This window comes from Pseudothermotoga hypogea DSM 11164 = NBRC 106472, from assembly GCF_000816145.1.
Classification (GTDB): Bacteria; Thermotogota; Thermotogae; order Thermotogales; family DSM-5069; genus Pseudothermotoga_A; species Pseudothermotoga_A hypogea.
Genome location: NZ_CP007141.1, coordinates 1,345,146 through 1,364,511, shown reverse-complemented (window position 1 = coordinate 1,364,511; position 19,366 = coordinate 1,345,146). Strand labels below are relative to the sequence as shown.

General features: G+C 50.0%; 19 protein-coding genes and 1 tRNA gene. 6 read left to right on the top strand and 14 right to left on the bottom strand.

Annotation, left to right across the window (positions count from 1 at the left end; all coding sequences use genetic code 11):
* Window positions 1-4 precede the first annotated feature (4 nt).
* The 10 genes from rsxA to glgD are packed head-to-tail and all read right to left on the bottom strand — an operon-like array spanning window position 5 to window position 8,731.
* On the bottom strand, window positions 5-580 hold the full coding sequence (gene rsxA, locus AJ81_RS06690) for an electron transport complex subunit RsxA (protein WP_031504496.1): 576 nt from the start codon (window positions 578-580) through the stop codon (window positions 5-7).
* Window positions 577-1,179: an electron transport complex subunit RsxE gene (gene rsxE / locus AJ81_RS06685; protein ID WP_031504498.1), complete on the bottom strand. Its 603-nt coding sequence runs from the start codon at window positions 1,177-1,179 to the stop codon at window positions 577-579. Before rsxE ends, rsxA begins: the two co-directional genes overlap by 4 nt.
* Window positions 1,176-1,844: an RnfABCDGE type electron transport complex subunit G gene (locus tag AJ81_RS06680; protein ID WP_031504501.1), complete on the bottom strand. Its 669-nt coding sequence runs from the start codon at window positions 1,842-1,844 to the stop codon at window positions 1,176-1,178. The genes rsxE and AJ81_RS06680 overlap by 4 nt, the downstream gene beginning before the upstream one ends.
* Window positions 1,841-2,815: an RnfABCDGE type electron transport complex subunit D gene (locus AJ81_RS06675; RefSeq protein ID WP_031504502.1), complete on the bottom strand. Its 975-nt coding sequence runs from the start codon at window positions 2,813-2,815 to the stop codon at window positions 1,841-1,843. Before AJ81_RS06675 ends, AJ81_RS06680 begins: the two co-directional genes overlap by 4 nt.
* A complete protein-coding gene (rsxC, locus tag AJ81_RS06670; RefSeq protein ID WP_031504503.1) occupies window positions 2,812-4,125 on the bottom strand; it encodes an electron transport complex subunit RsxC in 1,314 nt (437 codons plus the stop codon). Before rsxC ends, AJ81_RS06675 begins: the two co-directional genes overlap by 4 nt.
* Window positions 4,122-5,015, bottom strand: coding sequence for a radical SAM protein (locus tag AJ81_RS06665; protein ID WP_031504504.1), 894 nt, complete (start codon window positions 5,013-5,015; stop codon window positions 4,122-4,124). Before AJ81_RS06665 ends, rsxC begins: the two co-directional genes overlap by 4 nt.
* On the bottom strand, window positions 5,012-5,281 hold the full coding sequence (locus tag AJ81_RS06660) for a hypothetical protein (protein WP_031504505.1): 270 nt from the start codon (window positions 5,279-5,281) through the stop codon (window positions 5,012-5,014). Before AJ81_RS06660 ends, AJ81_RS06665 begins: the two co-directional genes overlap by 4 nt.
* A 20-nt stretch (window positions 5,282-5,301) precedes the next feature.
* Entirely contained in the window at window positions 5,302-6,345 is a 1,044-nt protein-coding gene (locus tag AJ81_RS06655) for a DUF4899 domain-containing protein (RefSeq protein ID WP_031504506.1), read from the bottom strand.
* A gap of 6 nt (window positions 6,346-6,351) precedes the next feature.
* Complete coding sequence (locus AJ81_RS06650; protein ID WP_031504507.1) at window positions 6,352-7,614, bottom strand: glucose-1-phosphate adenylyltransferase; 1,263 nt, start codon at window positions 7,612-7,614, stop codon at window positions 6,352-6,354.
* Window positions 7,615-7,624: 10 nt separating this feature from the next.
* On the bottom strand, window positions 7,625-8,731 hold the full coding sequence (gene glgD, locus AJ81_RS06645) for a glucose-1-phosphate adenylyltransferase subunit GlgD (RefSeq protein ID WP_031504508.1): 1,107 nt from the start codon (window positions 8,729-8,731) through the stop codon (window positions 7,625-7,627).
* Window positions 8,732-8,791: 60 nt separating this feature from the next.
* On the opposite strand from glgD, the gene AJ81_RS06640 reads away from it, so the two are divergent.
* From AJ81_RS06640 to AJ81_RS06625, 4 genes are read left to right on the top strand one after another with little or no spacing between them, the layout of a single operon-like run.
* Complete coding sequence (locus AJ81_RS06640) at window positions 8,792-9,592, top strand: YlqF/YawG family GTPase (RefSeq protein WP_031504509.1); 801 nt, start codon at window positions 8,792-8,794, stop codon at window positions 9,590-9,592.
* On the top strand, window positions 9,516-11,216 hold the full coding sequence (locus AJ81_RS06635) for a tetratricopeptide repeat protein (RefSeq protein ID WP_231845457.1): 1,701 nt from the start codon (window positions 9,516-9,518) through the stop codon (window positions 11,214-11,216). Before AJ81_RS06640 ends, AJ81_RS06635 begins: the two co-directional genes overlap by 77 nt.
* On the top strand, window positions 11,192-12,400 hold the full coding sequence (locus AJ81_RS06630; RefSeq protein ID WP_031504512.1) for a 2,3-bisphosphoglycerate-independent phosphoglycerate mutase: 1,209 nt from the start codon (window positions 11,192-11,194) through the stop codon (window positions 12,398-12,400). Before AJ81_RS06635 ends, AJ81_RS06630 begins: the two co-directional genes overlap by 25 nt.
* Window positions 12,397-13,698, top strand: a complete 1,302-nt coding sequence (locus AJ81_RS06625; RefSeq protein WP_031504513.1) for a ComEC/Rec2 family competence protein — start codon at window positions 12,397-12,399, stop codon at window positions 13,696-13,698. Before AJ81_RS06630 ends, AJ81_RS06625 begins: the two co-directional genes overlap by 4 nt.
* Here the strand turns inward: AJ81_RS06625 and AJ81_RS06620 are convergent.
* From AJ81_RS06620 to AJ81_RS06605, 4 genes are all read right to left on the bottom strand, one after another.
* Window positions 13,623-14,084, bottom strand: coding sequence for a Fur family transcriptional regulator (locus AJ81_RS06620; protein ID WP_031504514.1), 462 nt, complete (start codon window positions 14,082-14,084; stop codon window positions 13,623-13,625). The two genes, AJ81_RS06625 and AJ81_RS06620, sit on opposite strands and share 76 nt — an antisense overlap.
* 13 nt (window positions 14,085-14,097) lie before the next feature.
* The gene (gene nusA / locus AJ81_RS06615) at window positions 14,098-15,132 is read right to left on the bottom strand and encodes a transcription termination factor NusA (protein ID WP_031504515.1); all 1,035 of its coding nucleotides are present in this window, start codon (window positions 15,130-15,132) and stop codon (window positions 14,098-14,100) included.
* A 13-nt stretch (window positions 15,133-15,145) separates the two neighbouring features.
* Window positions 15,146-15,592: a ribosome maturation factor gene (locus AJ81_RS06610; RefSeq protein ID WP_031504517.1), complete on the bottom strand. Its 447-nt coding sequence runs from the start codon at window positions 15,590-15,592 to the stop codon at window positions 15,146-15,148.
* 48 nt (window positions 15,593-15,640) lie between these two features.
* Window positions 15,641-15,731 (bottom strand) — tRNA-Ser (locus AJ81_RS06605).
* A gap of 149 nt (window positions 15,732-15,880) precedes the next feature.
* Here AJ81_RS06605 and AJ81_RS10755 point away from each other — a divergent pair.
* Complete coding sequence (locus AJ81_RS10755; RefSeq protein WP_081708851.1) at window positions 15,881-17,614, top strand: HD domain-containing phosphohydrolase; 1,734 nt, start codon at window positions 15,881-15,883, stop codon at window positions 17,612-17,614.
* Window positions 17,615-18,033: 419 nt separating this feature from the next.
* Complete coding sequence (locus tag AJ81_RS06595) at window positions 18,034-19,323, top strand: ABC transporter substrate-binding protein (RefSeq protein ID WP_031504520.1); 1,290 nt, start codon at window positions 18,034-18,036, stop codon at window positions 19,321-19,323.
* Window positions 19,324-19,366 lie beyond the last annotated feature (43 nt).

Here is a 19,366-nt window from a genome sequence, read left to right as displayed (position 1 = left end):
CACCTCACAGTTTTATGAGACCTTGAAAGCCCATGAAAGCCATCGAAATGATGGATGCCAGTATGAGTGCGATCGGAAGACCCTCGAAGGACTTTGGCAACTCATAGAGTTCCAACCTTTCTCTGATGCCTGCGAAGATCACCAGAGCGAGGAGAAATCCCAATCCCGCGCCAAGCGCATGAAAGATCGCTTCAAGCAAGCCGTACTTTGCTTGAGCGTTCAGTATCGCAACGCCCAATATGATGCAGTTCGTCGTGATCAGAGGAAGGTATATACCGAGCGCCTCGTAAAGCGCTGGGCTGTTCTTCTTTATGACGAACTCGACGAACTGAACGAAGGTCGCTATGACCAAAATGAAGGAAACCGTTCTCAAAAACTCGAGGCCCGAGACGACCAACAACTTGTTCACAAACCACGTTATCACCGAGGACATCACCAAAACGAACGTGGCGGCAAAGCCCATCCCAACTGCTGTATCAAGCTTTTTTGATACACCGAGGAACGGACATATGCCGAGAAAGCGTATGAACACGTAGTTGTTTATCAACAACGCAGAAAACAGTATCAGAAAGACTCTCATTTCTGCTCACCCCTCTTGCGTTTCAAACCGATCGCCGTGAACAGAGCCGCCAACAAACCCAGTGTCATATAAGCTCCCGGAGGAAGTATCATCGCAAACACGTTGAATCCACTCCACAGTCTTACACCGAAGATCGTTCCGTTGCCGAGTATCTCCCTGATCGAGCCCAACAGCACGAGTGAACCTGTGAAACCTAACCCGACACCGAGTCCGTCCAACGCTGAGTTCAAAACGTCGTTCTTCGAAGCGTAAGCCTCCGCACGGCCCATGATGATACAGTTGACAACTATCAGTGGTATGAATATTCCGAGCGCCTTCCAAAGCTCGTAAGTGAAAGCGTGCATGAGTAGATCAACAATGGTGACGAACGTGGCTATCACGGTTATGAATATGGGAATCCTTATCTTGGCGGGTACACCTTTTCTGATCGAAGAAATCACAATGTTCGATAACGTGAGAACCGCTGTGGCCGCAAGTCCCATACCGAAACCGTTGATCGCGTTCGTGGTCACGGCTAAGGTGGGGCACATGCCGAGCACCTGAACGTACGTCGCGTTTTCTTTGAAGAAACCTTTCGTGAACTCCGTCATTCGGCTCATCGTTTCACCCCCGATAGATAATCGAGCATCGCGTTCAAAGCGTTCGCCACCGCACGAGGTGTGATCGTGGCACCCGTCATGACGTCACTCACCTTGGCGACACCTTGCTTTTTCGCTTCATCAGCTGAAAGGTGCGACAGATTCGCATCCTTGTCGACTCGAACCCCGTTCTTCAAAGCAGAAGCCTCCATGGGGTAAAACCTCTTTTGTACTTCTGGATCTCCTATCTTCGCACCCAGTCCAGGGGTTTCTTGCGAAAAATCCGTCACTTTCAAAGAGAAGAGCGAAAAGCCCTCTGGCTTTTTTATGAAACACGCGACTACCGTGACCGGCCCCCCATAGCCCAAACTGGAACCTGTAAGCACGTAGACCTTGCCAAGCTCAGAATCGAATTCGTAAACTGGAGAGAAAACCTTGCCCTTCTCGTTTTCAAAGATCACCTTGACTTCCTGATCGACTTTCTTAACGGCTGATCTCAACAGGTCCAAAGCCACTATGTAATTACCAGATTCGTCCTTCAAAACCTGCTCGACGGCGCCGAGCTTTTCCTGAACCTCGGTCAAGGCGATCCTGTCCTTGGTTATCTGATACACCAAACCGAGTGCCAATCCAGCGACGGCACAATAAATCATCAAAATGAGCCCTGTTTTGATGTATTCTTTCATACTTTGACCTCCCCGAAAATCTTCGGCTTGAAGGCCCTGTCGATCAGAGGCACGAGCGCATTCATCAGAAGGATCGCGAGCGAAACGCCTTCGGGATACCCCGCGAACAGCCTGATGATCATCGTCACAGCACCACAGCCGATACCGAACACCGCTTGGCCCTTCAAAGTCATCGGACTGGTCACCATGTCGGTCGCCATGAACAGAGCTCCCAAGAACAATCCTCCACTGAGTATGTGGAACAGCGGTGTTCCAAACCTTTCTGCGTTCACTAAGTACATGATGCTCGCAAAACCGAAGACCGTGCCTATGTACGTCGCAGGTATGACTGGATTGACGCGCTTCCTGACCAACAGATAGATGAAGCCAAGCAACAGAACGAACGCACTCGTCTCACCGATACAACCACCCACGTTTCCGAAGAAAAGATCGACATAGCTGAACCTCTGGATCGCTTCGGAAAATCCGGAACCCTTGAGTACCCCCAGAGCTGTTGCTGAAGTCATGGCATCCCACGGCATTCTCGTGAAACCCCTGACCGGTGCTGTCCATTTCGTCATCAGGGTTGGGAAGGAGATCAGCAAAAACACCCTCCCAACGAGCGCTGGATTGAAAATGTTTTGACCTATGCCACCGAAGGCGTGCTTTGCGACACCCAGAGCAACCAGCAGTCCTATCAACAAGAGCCACCACGGTGCCGTGGGTGGAAGATTCATCGCGAGCAACAGGCCCGTCACCGCCGCACTGAGATCGAAACTGAAATCTTTCTGTTTGCGCAAAATTCTCACTATGAACCATTCGATCAATTCGCCAACGATGGCACCAAACAAGCAGAGAAAGAGTGCGTACAGGCCAAAAAAGAACGTGGCCACGGCCACAGCTGGGACAAGTGCCAGAAGAACGTCCAGCATTATGGATCTCACGGAATCTTTCGTTCTTATGTGAGGAGCGTCGCTCTGGATGAGTTTCATTTCTTACCACCTCTCAATGCTTGGTAAACCTTCTTCGTGAGCTTTATGACCCTGACATGATCGATCTTCGATGGACAGACGTACGCACAAACGCCACACTCTATGCAAGCCATTAGACCCTCTTCAACGGCCTGATCGTACTTTCTCTTGTTACCGAGCAAGTATAGTAAGTACGGTTGTAGTCCCATGGGGCAAGACACGACACATTTCGTGCACCTGATGCACGGCTTCTTGATTGGTTCTGCTTCGTGAGATAGCACAGTGATACCCGAAGTGCCTTTAAGGATCGGAAGATCGAGTCTGTTCACCGCGATGCCCGTCATCGGGCCACCCATGATCAGTTTTTCGGCATCCTCCTTCAAGCCTCCGGCGAAGTCAACGAGTTGTTGGATCGTCGTACCGATCCGCGCGATCACGTTCATGGGATTGTTGATGGCTTCTCCCGTTATAGTGAGCGCTCTCTCGATCAACGGCTTTCTGTCCACGACGGCTCGTTTTATGGCAATGACCGTTTGAACGTTCTGAACGACGACTCCAACGTCCATGGGCAATCCACCGACTGGAACCTTTCTGTCCGTGATCGCATAGATGAGTTGCTTTTCCGCACCCTGCGGGTACTTGGTCCTCAGAAGTACAACTTCTATCGAGCTGTCGCTACAGAGCCTCTTGAGATGCTCGTACGCATCCATTTTGTTAGATTCGACACCTATGTAGGCTTTCTTGGTACCGAGGATCTTCATCACGATCTTCACACCGAGCACGAGGTCCTCTGCCTGTTCGAGCATGAGTCTGTGATCAACCGTCAAGTAAGGCTCGCACTCGGCGCCGTTCACAATGAAAGTGTCTATGGTCTTACCCGCGGGCGGGTTCAGCTTGACGTGCGTTGGGAACATGGCGCCTCCGAGCCCCACTATGCCCGCCTTCTTGATGACTTCCAGAAGCTGTTCTTTACTCAAACTCTCCCACTCTGAATGATCGAGAAATTGCCAGTCATCCTCGCTCGTTCTCTCGATAACGATGGCTTCCATGGGTCTGCCTTGCACAGGATGATAGAGCTTGTCTATTTTCCTCACCACGCCGGTCACCGGTGAATGCAAGTACGCTGAGATGAAACCGCCAGGTTCGCCTATGATCTGCCCCGTCTTGACCGTATCGTTTTCCTTCACGACGGGTTTGGCAGGGGCTCCAGCGTGGTTCGAGAGGAAAACGTAGACGAACTGGGGTGGATCCATCCTCAACAGGGCTTTATCCTTCGCCAGTTCCTTCTTTTCGGGTGGATGGGTTCCACCTTTGAAGGTTAGGAGCTTCATCCTTTCACCTCCAGCGAATTCAACATCTCTTCCGAATGAACGTTGTAAAGTGGCCCAAGAGGATTCTCGTTGTAATACGGTCTTGTGCAACTGGGACAACCACTCGTCAGGAAGGCCTTTTCAAATCCGCCTGGCAGTTCTTTGAAAGCCTTTATCGAATCTCCTTCAAACTCAACATACTCTTCGAGCCCTCTGTAAATCAAGAATCGCGCCAGCTGAATCTTTCTGTACCTTTCGATTGGTGGTCTTGGATGGTTCTCCAAAGGCGTGCCCCTCAAGGGTGTGAAGGCGAACAGCGCCGTTTCAACGTTGATATCTCTCAGCCAGACCATCGTTTCGAACAATTCTCTATCAGTTTCTCCGAGACCCACCATGAGATGGGTCGTCACCCCGCAGGGATAGAGAGTGGCGAGTTTCTCAATGAATCGTTTCAGACGGTCCAAACTTCCGCCCCTGTACTTTCTGAACAGTTCCCTGTTCACGACATCTATCGCTATTCCAATCCTGTCTATACCAAGCGAAAACAGCTGCCGGACGAACTTCAAATCTGTCGTGCGAACAGACACTGAGATCGCTTTTTTCAAAATCTTCAACTTTTCAACGAGTTCGAGCAGATCCTTTTCGAATTCGCGGTAGGAAACAACCTGAATGCACACTCTTTCAAAATCGCTCTGACTGAGTTTCTCAAGGAAGGCGGGGAAGTCTTCTATCTCGGGCCAGAGGACCCTGCTGAGAAAAGGAAGCTTCGCGACGGTCAAAGCGTGTGTGCAGTAATTGCAGTTGAACTGACACACACCATCGAGCATCAGATACGCCGTTTTGAGCTGCTCCACTGGTCCTTGCCTCAATCCAAGCTTGTACAGCGTGCCCGCCGAAGATCTCAGCTTCAACGTTTCTCACCTTCAAACCGATAACCAAAAACGTGATCGTTGATCTTTAATACAATCTTACCATCGTGGTGAACCAATTCAAAACCGTTGAGTGATGAGAGAATGTCATGTTCCATAAAATCTCTCACTAAAACGTTCACGACCGTTCTCACTGCCAGGTCCGAGATGTACAAACACTCGACGATCGTTCTCTGGTTCTTAGTCCAGAAGAAAACGATCACTGTCATCGCACTTATGATGCACATTCCCACAACGGCATCGATCAACAGAAAGCCTCTTCTGAACTTCATAGCATGAAGAAATAAGACGCGATGAGCAGTATTCCGATTATCAGTAGCGTTATCAAGAAGGCGATCAGAAAATCGCCACTGCCGACTTTCACGGTCGAGCTCACTTTGGGCTCAACACGCTCAATTTGTTTGGGCTTTTCGGAGTTCAACATCTCGTTCAGCTTCTGTTCCCAGTTCTGCTGACCTCTCGCCACGGAGGAAACTTTCTCCTGAAACCGCGAATAATCCGCCATGACCTTGACGGACTTGGGCACCAAACCCTTTCCAACCAATCCTTCTCCAAGATCGACCTTTATCAGGTAGTACTCACCCTTCTTACCCTTCACCAGTTCTTTGGCGACGAGCGTACCGGAGATGGGAACAACGTTCCTCGTTTCGGAAAAGTGTTTCGGATACATCTGCTTCAGCCTCTCGAGTTTATCTTTATTTTTCACACTCAAGATCAAAAAGAAGACCATATCTCCCAGATCGAATTCCGAGAGGGGTTTACCCATCACCGGATCCACCAGCGGAAAGATCTCAGGAAGATCCGCCAGATCCGCCCGCGTCATGACCTCTCCGAGTCCCTCGGCCTCGAAGTCTTCCCAGAACTGCATGTAACTTTCGGCGGATATGTCTTCATAGCTCAGCTGTTTGCATGCGACGTCCACTTCGATCTTCGGTGCCCACTCTTTGAACAACTCCTGAACTATGTACATGACAAGCTCTTCATCGTTGTCTCTCACAGCGGCGGTGAGTTCCGCACCGAGCAGTTGGGGGCCTCTCCTGTTGATGGTGCCTCTGAGATAATTCAAGATCTCCCTGGACATGTCGTCGGTCTCAGGGTACTGAGAGAAGAATCTGTTCTTCTGCTGCGTGAAAGCCTTCATGAACGACCCGTAGTCCGCCCTCAGATCGATGACGAGCTGGTTGGCGAGCCTGGTCGGAACGACAAACACGTCGTATTCGGGCACATCGTTGCTCTTACCGAAGAAAAAACCTATGCCGAATTCCGCAGTTATTCTGCTCTTGAGTCTGTAAGTGACGAAGTAGAAGTCCAGAAATTATCACTCCCCGTGCAGTATGAATCCACCAGACGGGAGTTCCTCCACGCTGAAGTCCTTCTCTGTCACACCCACGCCAACAACACAGTTTTTACCAATACGAATGTTCTCTGGGATCTTCGAGTACATGCCAACCACCGTGATCAAACCCGTGTAAACTTCGGGGTCCAGAGCGCTCGGGGCATCATCACCAACGCCGATCTGAACCTTGTCACCGATCATCACTCTCTCTGCCACGACGCTGTTCTCTATCACACAGTTCTTACCAACGATCGTACCCGTCATGATCACACTGTTCTTGATGATGCTTCCCTCACCAACGTGAACACCCTGAAACAGCACACTGTTTTCCACGGCTCCGTGTATTTCACAACCTTCACTGATGATGGAATTCGAAATCCTCGATTCTGGTGCGCAATAAGCCGGCGGCATCTCTTCGGTCTGCGTGTAGAATCGCCAGTGTCTGTCGTAAAGGTTCAAAGGTGGTAAAGGACGCGTCAGTTCAAGGTTGCTCTCCCAGTAAGATCGGATCGTCCCGACATCTCGCCAGTATCCGGTGAACTTGAAGGCGAAGATCCGCCTACCTTCCTTTATCATTCTCGGAATAATGTCTTTTCCGAAATCGTGTGAACTGCCCTCATCTTCTGCGTCCCTTATGAGGTACTCTCTCAAAAACGACCAGTTGAAAACGTATATGCCGAGCGATGCCAGGTTCGATCTGGGTCTGGGGGGCTTTTCCTCAAAATCCACGATCCGCGACTCAACGTCCGTCACCATGATTCCAAACCTGCTTGCCTCGTCAAGGGGCACTTCCATACAGGCGATCGTTCCTTCGGCGTTCTTGAGTATGTGAAAGTCCAGCATGTCGTTGTAATCCATCGCGTAGACGTGATCTCCTGAAAGTATCAGCACTTGTTCAGGGTTCGCCTCTTCGACGAATTCGATGTTCTGATAAACCGCGTCCGCCGTACCCCTATACCATCCAGCCACACCACCAAGATAAGGTTGCAAGATGACCAAACCACCCTTCTTCCTGTCCAGATCCCAGGGCCTGCCGATTCCGATGTGGCTGATCAGAAGGTGTGGTCTGTACTGCGTCAACACTCCAACGTGATATATGCCCGAATTGACGCAGTTGCTCAGCGTGAAGTCTATGAGCCTGTACTTGCCTCCAAATGGTACTGCGGGTTTGGCGATCTTTTCGGTGAGTACACCGAGCCTCTTTCCATGTCCTCCCGCGAGTATCAGTGCGAGCACACGCCTCATTCGGACCACCTCACAGTACCGCCCTCTTTTCCATCACCGCCAATTTTTCCTTTCCCACGAGTCTGCCCTGCTGTCTGATCAGCACTTCTTTGTCCAGTATCGCGTTCTTGACCACGGCGCCTTCCTCGATCATTGTGTCCTGCATCACTACGGCATTCTCCACAACTGCACCGGCCCTCACCATCACTCCTCTGAAGAGAACAGCATTCTCTACATGCCCGTTGACGATGCAGCCATCCGAGATGATGCTGTTCTTCACGACTGCGCTTGAACCAATCTTGGGTGGTGGCAGGTCCTTCAGTTTCGTGTAGACCTTTCCATGTTTGTAGAAAAGTTCCTCACGAATCTCTTTCCTCAGCGCGTCCATGTTTATTCTGAAGTACTCGTCTATGCCCTTCTTCACGTTCCTCCAATAACCGTTGAAGACGTAACCATGAACTTTCAACTTGCCGAGCTGAGAGATGACGATGTTCAAAAGATCGTTCTCACCCTTCGTCACGTAGTTGTACAGAAGTTCCATCAAGAGGTATTTGTTCATGAAGTAAACGCCTAAGAAAGCCAAGTTACCCCTGGGATTCTGGGGCTTTTCCTCTATCGACACTATCTTGTGATCTTCCATCTGGACAATCCCGTACTTGGTCAGATCGTAGGTCTCGTCGAGATACTTCACCAAAAGTGTTATGTCGGCACCGGTTGAGAAATGAAAATTGAACATTTGTGTGAAATCGATTTTGTATATGTGATCGCCCGAACCGATGAGCACGTAGTCTTCTTCTCCACGCCTCAGGATGGTCATGTTCTGGAAGATGGCATCCGCGGTGCCCTTGTACCAGTACGAACCCTCCGCGCTCACGTAAGGCTGGAGAATGAACAGACCTCCGTTCTTCCTGTCCAGATCCCATTCTTTGCCCGAGCCGAGGTGATCCATGAGGCTTCTGGGGTTGTACTGCGTCAACACACCCACCTTTCTTATGCCCGCATTCACCATGTTACTCAGCGTGAAATCGATGGCTCTGTACTTTCCGAAGACCGGGAGGGCCGCACTCGCACGTTTCGAAACGAGAGATCCAAGCGACTCACTGTGGCCACCCGCTAAAATCAAGCCGAGGACCTTCAAAAGCATCCCTCCGTGATTATTCTACCACTACGATGCTACAATCTTTGAGGAGGAAAGGACATGTGGTATCCGGGTCACATGGCCAAAGCATCGAAACAAATTTCGAAGCTCATCAAACTGGTAGACGTGGTCATAGAACTTCTGGACGCGCGTGCGCCTTTGGCCAGTCGGTCTTACAGCAAAGCACCTTTCAGAGCGAAAAAAAGGCTGATCTTCTTGGGCAAATCGGACATCGCGGATGCGAAGACCACCGAACTCTGGGAGAGACATTTTCAAGCCAGCAACGAGGAAGTATTCGTCTTCGACAAAGATACGGACAGAAGAAAGGTCATAAACTTTCTCGCCAAACACACCGACAGAGGCTCTCTCCTGATCGTCGTTGGTGTGCCGAACGTGGGAAAGTCCACATTGATAAACAAGTTGAAGGGCAAGCGGTCGGCGCAGGTCGGCGCCACACCGGGCATCACAAGGTCTTTGCAGTGGTTCTCGGTCGAAGGTCTGTTCAGAGTTCTGGACACACCCGGGCTATTGTTGCCAGAACTCTGGAGCGTTGAACTCGGTGCGAAGCTCTTGTTGATAGGCAGTTTGAGCGTTGAAATGGTGGACGAGAAAGTCATGCAGCGCGCGTATCAGATATACGCCCGTATCGCAAACCTTGAAGAACGGGATCTCAACGCGTTCTTAGAGAAGTACGCATTAGAGAAGAGAATGCTCTCCAAAGGTGGCGTACCGGATCTGGACAGGGCGCGCGTGAACTTCTTCAACTGGATCGCACAGGGAAAATTTGGAAGAATCAGTTTCGAAACTCCACAGGAGGTGGATCAAGATAAAGGCGATAGTGTATCTTCCGCTCAAAGCTGAGAAGGCAAAACAGTTGAATCTTCCTCTAAAGCTACCGGTTCTCGCCGAAGATCTGGCCTTGATAGCAGATCAAGACAGAATTCCACTGGACGTGATCGTCCGGGGGCTCGAGGCGGAATATTCGATCTCAAAGGATCCGTACTATCAATCGTACCTGATATATTTCTATTACGAAAAAGTGAAGTCGGCTCTGAACGTGGACGATCTCGAGACGGCAAACGACTACGTCGAAAGGGCCGGCAAGTTAGAGAAAGATTATCGCTACGATTTCTTCAAAGGTCTCATCTACGTGAAGAAACAAGAATACGAGTTGGCCGAGATCTGTCTCAGATCTTGTATTTCGAGGAATCCGAACTTTTCATTGGCCCACTACGAGCTCGGCAATATCCTGCGTGCAAAAAAAGAGTTCGAAGACGCCATAGAGGAGTACCAGAAGGCCTTCGAGCTCGATCAAGAATTTCTTCTTCCCGTGGTTCGAATCGGAGATTGCTACTTAGAGATGGGTGAGGTGAGGATCGCCTGCGACTTTTACCAGGTTGCCGCACAGCGAGATCCAAACTTTCATCTTGCCCACGCTCGGCTGGGTGTGGCGTGCAACATGTTGCAGAAATACGACAGGGCCGAGAGGGCGTTTAAGAGGGCACTGGAGTTGAACAGCGAAGATTTCGAAAGCGCGCTCAATTTGACTTACACACTTTCACGGCTTGGAAAGCATTTCGAGGCGTTACAAATTTTCAGAAAACTGCTTGAGAAGAACCACGAAGATCCCGTACTGCTAAACGAGTACGCATTGTGTCTTCGAAGGCTTGGCTTTTACGAAGAAGCGAAGGTTCAGATGGACAAAGCAAGCGAGTTGAGTAACGAGCCTTTTATCGTTTACAACAAAGCACTGCTCACACTGTTCGTGAACGAGCGAGAGGGAATCAAATTGCTCGAGAAGGTGCCCGAGCAGTTTCAAAGCAGGGCGCTCGAACTCATAGACTATCTGAAGTCCTGGACAGGTCCGCTGGTAGCTTCACGATGTGTCGAAGAACTGGTCTTCAAGATCAAAAAATGCATCGTTCGAGGTGAACTGGACCTTCAGAGACTCAGCTTCGTGTTACCGCAGAACGAGAGGACGAACTTGGTGAGAGAAGGTTTCCTACCCATGCAGGACGAACAGATCGACGATGCCAGTTGGATGAAGTTCCTGCTGGCCGTAGCCGTATCGAGCAGCGAAGATCCCATTCAAATGGAAAAGAACGTCACCAAAACCGTCGTCGCGTTCTGCTCAAGCGGTACCATGCTGGCCGTCGCGATAGCCTTGATCCGACTTTTAATGCACGTGAAAGTTCATGGGGGGTTCGATCTGGAATCCTACGTCAACGATACTGTCTTCGATCTTCAAGAATACCACTGGGAGTTCGCGAGAAAGGTTTCGCACACAGACGATGAAACCTTTTCTCTGGATGAGATCGAGAGCAAAACTTTCACGTCGGCCAGCGAACTGTTCTTAGCGCTGCTCAAAGTGCTTTCTGTGAATCCAACCCTGGAGGAAGTGAACACAATGAGGGATGAAAACCTGAAATGTCTCTGCAAGAACGTTCTGGAGGTGATGGGATGTACGACAGACAACAGATCCTGAGCGAACTTGTTCAAACTGCGAGCACCAAGATCGTTCTGCTGTTGATGGATGGGGTCGGAGACGTGCCGGGTGAGAAAGACAAGACTCCGCTTCAGGCTGCCAGGAAACCCAATCTGGATCGCGTCGCGAGGGAGTCCGACCTCGGTCAAACGATTCCTGTGATGCACGGTGTCACACCAGGTAGCGGTCCTGGACATTTGGCGCTGTTCGGCTACGATCCTGTGAAGTACCAGATCGGTCGTGGCATACTCGAAGCGCTCGGTTCGGACGTCGACGTGGGTGAAAAAGACGTCGTCGCAAGGGCCAACTTCGCGACCATTCAAAACAACATCGTTCTCGATCGTAGGGCTGGCAGACCTTCCACTGAGGAAAGCTCGAAGGTCGTCGAAAAACTTTCTAAGGCGATTCAGTCGATCGAAGACGTGAAGGTCTCGTTCTACGCCGGCAAAGAACACAGGTTCGTGGTGAAACTCACGGGTGAAGATTTGGACGACAGACTGTCCGATGCCGACCCACAGAAGGAGGGCAAACCTTTCGTTTACACACAGGCTCTGGCGCCCGAGGCGGAAAGAACGGCGCGCATCGTGAACAAACTTCTCGACGAAATAAAAAGGGTACTGTCGGACGAACCAAAAATGAACTGTGCCCTCATGAGAGGATTTTCAAAGTATCCAAATCTTCCGCAGTTCCCGGCGGTGTACAAACTCAAAGCCGCGGCGATAGCGACCTATCCCATGTACAGAGGCATAGCGAGGCTTGTTGGAATGGAGATCGTTCAGACGGGCGACACCATCAAGGAAGAGTTTGAAACCGTGAAGCGCGCATGGAACGATTACGATTTCTTTTACGTGCACGTGAAGAAAACCGATTCCTACGGAGAAGACGGTAACTTCGAAGCCAAGGTGCACGTTATAGAGGAAGTCGACGAGGCCTTGCCGATCCTTCTCGATCTTCAGCCCGACGTGCTCATCGTCACGGGTGATCACTCAACACCAACTGCCCTGAAGGCGCACAGCTGGCATCCTGTTCCTCTGATGATCCACTCGAAGTACGCGAGAAAAGGCTTGAGCAAGGCCTTCGACGAGTTCGAGTGTGCGAGGGGAACTCTGGGAACCATCTACGCCGTGGATGTGATGGGATTGGCACTCGCACACGCTCTGAGGCTTGAAAAGTTCGGTGCATGAAATACTTCTGGCTCACAGTCTTTTGTGCTCTCTCGGCTGGGGTGATCCTTTCCCCAGCCTTTCCTTTAACTGCATTGGCATTGTTACTCCTGCTGTTCAGAAAGAAATCTCTAACGTTTTTCGCGATATTTCTCTTTCTCGGAAGCTTTCTCGCCACGGTTCACAGAATCAGCGGTACTCACGAAGTCGTGGGGTATGCGAAGATCGAAAGATCGAGCTACGTGATCGCAACTAACGTTAAAATCTTCTCAAACGGTGAATGGAAAGGCCTTCTTCACAATCTCAAACTTTACAGCAAAGAGGTTCACGCAGGTGAGTCCTCCTACGCTGTCGGGAAAATCGAGTTTCATTTTGCATACCCACCTCTAACCATGAAGCCAACCTTCGGTGTGGGAACAGAGTTTGGAAACAGAGGCTTTGAGAAAGTTCATTCAAAACTCGTCGAGTTCAAGAGAAAGATCATCGAATTCTTTCAAATCAACGCGCCCGACTATTCTGAACTCTTCTCCACACTCGTCTTTTCAGATCCTTCCTTCGACGCGTCTCAAGCGGAGAAGGTGAGAAAGAGCGGTCTTGCACACCTGTTCGCGGTCTCCGGGTTGCACGTTGGTATCGTTTATACGCTGTTCGACGTTCTCATCTCTCTCTTCAGCCACAGTCTTTTCGTGAGAAGACCACTTTCAGTACTGTTCACGCTCGTGTTCGCAACCATGACGGGACCTTCACCCTCGGCGCTCAGGGCCGCTCTGATGCTCGTCGTATGGAACTTTTTCAAACTGATCGATTATCCGATCGAACCGCTGAACCTGCTCGGTTTCGTCGCAACGTTGAATTTGTTGTTCGAACCTTTTATTCTTCTATCCCCATCTTTTCTCATGAGCTACTGCGCGGCGGCGACGCTCGTGGGGATGCAGGAACATCTGAAAACCTTCAGAGGCATTGTTGCGAACCTTTTGATCTCTCTCTTCGCCTTCTTGGGTGTGGCACCATTCCTGTCACTGTTTTCAACGATGAACCTACTCGCTCCATTGATCAGTGTCCCGGCGGTTTTGCTTGCAACACCATTGCTCTGGGCCAGCGTTTTGAGCATGTTTCTTTTCGCAATGAATCTTCAAAGCGCTGCAGCCATCCTGATCCGCGGCGCCACACCTTTAGCTTGGGCAATGCAAAAGTTGATCGATCTGTCGTCTTACTTTTTGAACCTGAGTGGAAACTTTTTGGCTTACTCGCTTTCGTCAGCCTTACTCTTGTTCTTGCTCTGGCATTTCGGACACAGCCCGAAGAACTTCACATCGTAGTCCGTCACAACGTATCCTGTTTGCTTCTCCACGTTCTTGACCAGCTGTTTGACAAGTTGTTCGTCTATTTCCAGAAGCTCACCACAGTTTCTGCATATCACGTGCTGATGGACCGTCTCCGCATCCGGTGTCGCCAGCTCGTATCGATAGACCCCCTCACCGAACTCGAGTCTTCTCAGAAAGCCGAGCTTGCTCAACAGTTCCACGGTCCTGTACACTGTCGCCTTGCTTATCCTGTACCTCTTTTCCAGAAGCTTTCTGTAGACATCCTCCGCACCGAGATGTCTCTCGCCGGACTCCGCAAAGACTTTCAACACGATCTCCCTCTGGGCAGTCATTCTGTACTTACGCGATCTCAATTCTTTTCTGAGCGATTCGTAGAGCATGCTTTACCTCCCTTCACACGTTCATGACAGGCTTTATGTCTATCTTCCAACCTGTCACTTTCACTGCCAGCCTCGCGTTCTGACCACCCTTGCCTATAGCCAAAGACAACTGCGTCGGAGGTACCAAGACTCTGGCCGCCTTCCTTTCTGCATCCAGTATCTCAACGCTCACAACCGAGGCTGGAGCAAGCGCGTTCGCTATGAGTTGCTTTGGGTCATCGACCCATTTGAACACGTCCACTTTCTCGCCTCTGAGTTCCTTCAAGATCGAAGAGATCCTGCTACCACCTTCGCCTATGCACGCGCCGACGGGATCAACCTGCGGGTTTGTCGAGATCACACCGATCTTCGTCCTGACACCCGGTTCCCGAGCTATTGCTTTTACCTGCACGATCCCGTTCTCCACTTCCGGCACCTCGAGTTTGAAAAGACCAATCACAAACTCTGGAACGGACCTGCTCACCAGGATCTTTGGACCCTTCCTGTCCTTCAGCACGTCCACAACGTAGACCTTTATCAGATCGCCTGGTTTTATCGTTTCACCGGGAATCCAATCTCTCTTCATGAGTCTCGTTTCTATCTTTCCCACTCGGATGTCCGCCCAATCGGCCGTGACACGAATCACTTCGCACGTTGTAACGGAACCTGCGAGTTCAGAGTAGTGCTCATACTGTCTTTCCTTTTCGAGCTCTCTGATTCTCTGTATGAGCACCTGCTTGGCAGTTTGTGCGGCGATTCTTCCGAATTCCTTGACACTTATTTTCTTGTAAATCTTTTTGCCAATTTCAGCGAGCGGGTCGATCTTGCGCGCATCCTCCAAACTGATCTGCGTTAACTCGTCGGTCACGTTTTCCACCACATCGAAAACTTGGTAGAGCTGAATGTCTCCCGTCATCCTGTCTATCTTCACTTCGACGTTCTTGCTCGTTCCGAAGTTTTTCTTGTACGCACTCACCAAAGCCTTTTCGAGTATCTCCATGATCTCATCTTTCGAGATGCCTTTTTCTTCCTCAAGTTGCTCCAGCGCTTCGAGAAGATTCAAGTTCATATCGTTTCACCTCCTAAAATTCTATTTCGAGACGACTGCGTTTCACGTCCTCTGGCCTGAACGTGATCTTTTCGCCGAGCACATCAAGAACGATCTGATTCTCTTGCGCGCTCTCGATCCTCCCAACGTGCACCTGGCCGTTCACGAGCCAAAACTTTGCAAGTTTTCCGACGAACCTCTTGTAATCGTTTAATCCCCTGAGAGGTCTGTCCAATCCGGGGGAAGAAACTTCCAGCACGTAGCTGTACGGGATCGGATCTTCCCGATCCAGATAATCCGATACCTTCACCGAAACATTCTCACATTGAGCTATACTCACGTAACCGTTCGGATCATCGATGATGATTCTGAGAACCCACCGGCCACGTTCTTTTTTGAACGAGATGTCGAACAGTTCCAAACCCATGCTCAGCAAGATCTTCTCCACCTCGCTCTTTACACTTTCCAGCACGTCTTTCATCGTGACGCCTCCCTACTACTGAAAAACCGGGACCTTTGTCCCGGTACCTGGCGGAGAGGGTGGGATTTGAACCCACGGGTGGCTTTTGACCACCACACGCTCTCCAGGCGTGCGCCTTAGTCCACTCGGCCACCTCTCCAACTGCTTTTTCACTTGTATTTATACCACATCTGGACGGGTCTGTCCAACTTTTCATCTTTTTTTAATGTTACGAAGATTTATGATCAGGCACATTTCGTCGTTTTTGAGATGTATAATATCGAGTCAGTAAAGTGAGAGGGGACGGTAATGAAGACTTTCAAGAATAAAGAATCTGATTTTGATCGAACAACGAATCCTCCCAAGTTGGAAGCCCATCTGAAAAAGAGCATCACCAAGATCGTTTTTCTGTCCGCAGCGTTGTTATCTTTTGTACTCTTCGTTATCACGTTTCTTTTCGTCTACCACATCGTTCAAAACCAACAGTTCGTGCGGATCATTGAACTGGAAAGAAACTGGGCGAACGCGGTGGAATCCTTTGGAAAACTTCTGAACGTCTTTTCCGAACAAACCGAAATCTTCGAAAACGAAGAACGCGTTGTGAATTTACTTCAACAAATCTACGAACATTATCATCCTTTGGTTTCCTACCCAGCGTTCGGTCGATCTGACGGCAAGATGTTCACCTATCCAAAATACGACTACGGACCAGATTACGATCCGAGAAAAAGACCGTGGTACCAAGCTGCGGCGCAGAATCCTGAAGGTCACGTGTTAGTGAAACCTTTCTTGCACGCTTTTCTCAAAGAACCCACCATCGCCTTAGCCAAGGCTGTGTACGATAAAGATGGAAACTTGCTCGGTGTGCTTGCACTGGATCTGCTTGCGAGCCACGTGGCTGAGGCTTTACTCATCGATCGTTCTTACATCGTCGATGAAATGGGACAAATCCTGGCAAAGAAGGGAACACTGAAGACCTTTTCCCATCTCAATTTTGTTGGATTAGAGAAGATCGCGTCTGGTAGGGTTGGTCTCACGAACTACGTTGCAAAACCTTCCATAGCGGGAACTTACGTGGTCGTTGAAGATTCTTTGCTTGACGAAATCTTGATCTCGCTGATAGCTCCTCTGAGTGTCGTGTCAAGTGTTTTCATCGTGAACCTGTTCGCAGTTCGAAGATTGAGAAAAGCACTGAAAAAAACTGTGGTCCAGCCCATGGAAAACATCGTCGAGGCGGCGAGAAACTATCTTTCAGGAAGAGGTTTCGAGATCGAAGAAATCGAAGAACCGACGTACGAAATGAAGATGCTCGCAAGCGAGCTTTCCGACATGGTGACGATCATAGATTCCCAGACCCAGGAACTCAAAGCAAGTTACGATCAACTCGAAGCTTCGCAGAGAGAGATCGAAGAAGCGTACGAAAGATTGAGATTGGAAGAAGAGGAAATAAGGTACGCTTACAATTTGCTTTCAGAGAAGCTCAGCGCCGTGATTGAGAACTTCGACGAGCCGACGGGTGAACACGTCCAAAGGGTGAAAAAACTTTCGAAGTTCTTGGCGGAGAAGTTGAACCTACCACGAGAGCTCGTTGAGCAGATAGAACTCTACGCACCACTGCACGACATCGGAAAGATCAAAGTGCCAAAGGAGATACTGAACAAGCCAGGAAGGTTGACCTACGAGGAATTCGAGATCGTGAAGAAACACGTCCTTTGGGGTGCGGAAATGGTGGGAGACGATGAGAAACTGAAAGTTGCAAGGAACATCGTGCTGTACCACCACGAAAGGTACGATGGTTCGGGTTATCCTTTTGGTCTGAAAGATGGAGAAATCCCCATAGAAGCGCAGATCGTTGGCTTGGTGGATGTGTACGACGCCCTTCGCTCCGACAGACCGTACAAGAAAGCTTTGAACCACGAAGAGGCGCTGAGAATCATCGTTGAGGGTGATGAAAAAACTTTGCCAAGACAATTCTCCCCCGAGCTTCTCGAGATCTTTTCGAAGTATTCGGACGAGATAAGAAGGCTCTGGGAAGAGCTGTGATCTTGGCCAAGACGCTCGATGAGTCTTCGACATGCTTTCGAAGATTTAACCTAAGCGGTAGGCTTTTGCCATATCTTTGGCGTCAATTCTTGCGTTTGTTGCCTCCACGAGAAACCGGTTTCGACAGCGGAACACTTGGTGGAACAGGTGAGAAAGTTTAAGATGTGAAGGAAAAAATTCACTCAGACGAGCCCTTCGGGGCCCGTTTTTATTTTGGAAGGACGGGCGGAGAATCCTCCCGAGGAAAGATTCCAATGCTTTAGAACATTGCAAATTCTTGTTACAAACATTCTGCGCGCAACTCATGTAAAATTCCCTTGGAAAGTTGCATACTTGTTTAGTGAATAGACAAGTATGCAACAATCGGGAAAAACAACGGAGGCCATCTGATGGACCTCCAAAACGGGGGAGGTAAGGTTATGAGGAAGCTCGTCGTCATCGCCGTGATCTTAGCGCTTGTCACCCTGGGCTTCGGTAAGACGAAACTCAGAGTCGCAAGCTGGGCGGGAGCACTCGAGGCACAGCTGGACGAAAAGATCCTCGCAGAATTCATGAGAACGCATCCAGACGTTGAGGTTGTCTATGAGCCCATACCTCAGAACTATTACCAAAAGATCCTGACAGACATAGCGGCCGGAACTCCTCCAGATGTCTTCCTGTTGGACGCAGAAATGGTGCCGAGGTATGCGGAAGAAAAGCTTCTCTTGAACCTGGCACCGTATTTGTCTGGGTTGGCCTCGGAAGGAGTTAGCGGAACGAATCTGAGCGAATACTTCGAAGTTCTCGTTGACATTTTCAAACTCGGCAGGTCTATTTATGCACTCCCCAAAGACACAAGTCCCGTCGCAGTGTTCTACAACAAAAAACTGTTCGACATGTACGGAGTACCTTACCCATCCGCAAAGGGATGGACATTGAAAGAATTCGAGGAGACTGTCTCAAAGCTCGCCAAAGATACCGATAAAGACGGTAAGAACGATGTTTGGGGATTTGCTTTCCCGAGCTGGGTCGGTGTCGCCGTACCGTTGTTGTGGGCTGGCGGAGGAGACGTCTTCTCACCTGATTTCACTCAAACCACAGGTTATCTCAACAGCGAGACGAACGTGAAGACCTACAGCTTCTACGTCGACCTTTTGAAGAAAGGCTATGCGCCAACTCCAGAGGAAGCAGCAGCCCTTGGAGGTGCTTCGTCACTCTTCTTCACTGGAAGAGTTGCCATGGTCATCACTGGTAGGTGGTTCTGGATCAGCGTGAAGAAGCAGATAGAACAGGGCGCACCGATCGATGCAGGTGTTGCTCCGCTCCCGTGTGCTGTGGGTGTTCAAAACGTTACTGTGACCTACGCTTCCGGTTGGGCTGTTCCAGCCAACGTCGCAAACAAGAAGTTAGCCGTCGAGCTGGCAGCATGGCTCTCCAGTGAATACGCACAAAGAGAGAGGTGTTTGGTCGGTGGGCTGGCCATATCTGCCAACAAGAAAATAGCTCAGGAGCAGGCCAAGGCGAGCCCCATAGATGCAGCCTTCATAGAGATGCTGAGTTATGCGAGGGTACCAGTGGGTTCGAGAACGAAGTTCTACAGACCTCTCTTCGAAAGAACATGGGCGGAAGCCGTCGACAGGATCATAATCAAGGGCGAAACGGTAAAACAAGCGTTCGATTGGGCGGCTGAACAGATCGACAAGGCTATAAAAGAGGGCAGAGTGGAATGATCTGAGGAGGGGACAGGATCCCCTCCTTCATTTCTTAAATTGG

Coding starts and splice junctions, on each gene's coding strand:
- rsxE (WP_031504498.1), bottom strand. CDS start 1,179: ATGAGCCGAATGACGGAGTTCACGAAAGGTTTCTTCAAAGAAAACGCG.
- AJ81_RS06620 (WP_031504514.1), bottom strand. CDS start 14,084: ATGCTCTACGAATCGCTCAGAAAAGAATTGAGATCGCGTAAGTACAGA.
- nusA (WP_031504515.1), bottom strand. CDS start 15,132: ATGAACTTGAATCTTCTCGAAGCGCTGGAGCAACTTGAGGAAGAAAAA.
- rsxC (WP_031504503.1), bottom strand. CDS start 4,125: ATGAAGCTCCTAACCTTCAAAGGTGGAACCCATCCACCCGAAAAGAAG.
- AJ81_RS06680 (WP_031504501.1), bottom strand. CDS start 1,844: ATGAAAGAATACATCAAAACAGGGCTCATTTTGATGATTTATTGTGCC.
- AJ81_RS06625 (WP_031504513.1), top strand. CDS start 12,397: ATGAAATACTTCTGGCTCACAGTCTTTTGTGCTCTCTCGGCTGGGGTG.
- AJ81_RS06675 (WP_031504502.1), bottom strand. CDS start 2,815: ATGAAACTCATCCAGAGCGACGCTCCTCACATAAGAACGAAAGATTCC.
- AJ81_RS06650 (WP_031504507.1), bottom strand. CDS start 7,614: ATGAGGCGTGTGCTCGCACTGATACTCGCGGGAGGACATGGAAAGAGG.
- AJ81_RS06630 (WP_031504512.1), top strand. CDS start 11,192: ATGTACGACAGACAACAGATCCTGAGCGAACTTGTTCAAACTGCGAGC.
- AJ81_RS06610 (WP_031504517.1), bottom strand. CDS start 15,592: ATGAAAGACGTGCTGGAAAGTGTAAAGAGCGAGGTGGAGAAGATCTTG.
- AJ81_RS10755 (WP_081708851.1), top strand. CDS start 15,881: ATGAAGACTTTCAAGAATAAAGAATCTGATTTTGATCGAACAACGAAT.
- AJ81_RS06640 (WP_031504509.1), top strand. CDS start 8,792: ATGTGGTATCCGGGTCACATGGCCAAAGCATCGAAACAAATTTCGAAG.
- AJ81_RS06595 (WP_031504520.1), top strand. CDS start 18,034: ATGAGGAAGCTCGTCGTCATCGCCGTGATCTTAGCGCTTGTCACCCTG.
- rsxA (WP_031504496.1), bottom strand. CDS start 580: ATGAGAGTCTTTCTGATACTGTTTTCTGCGTTGTTGATAAACAACTAC.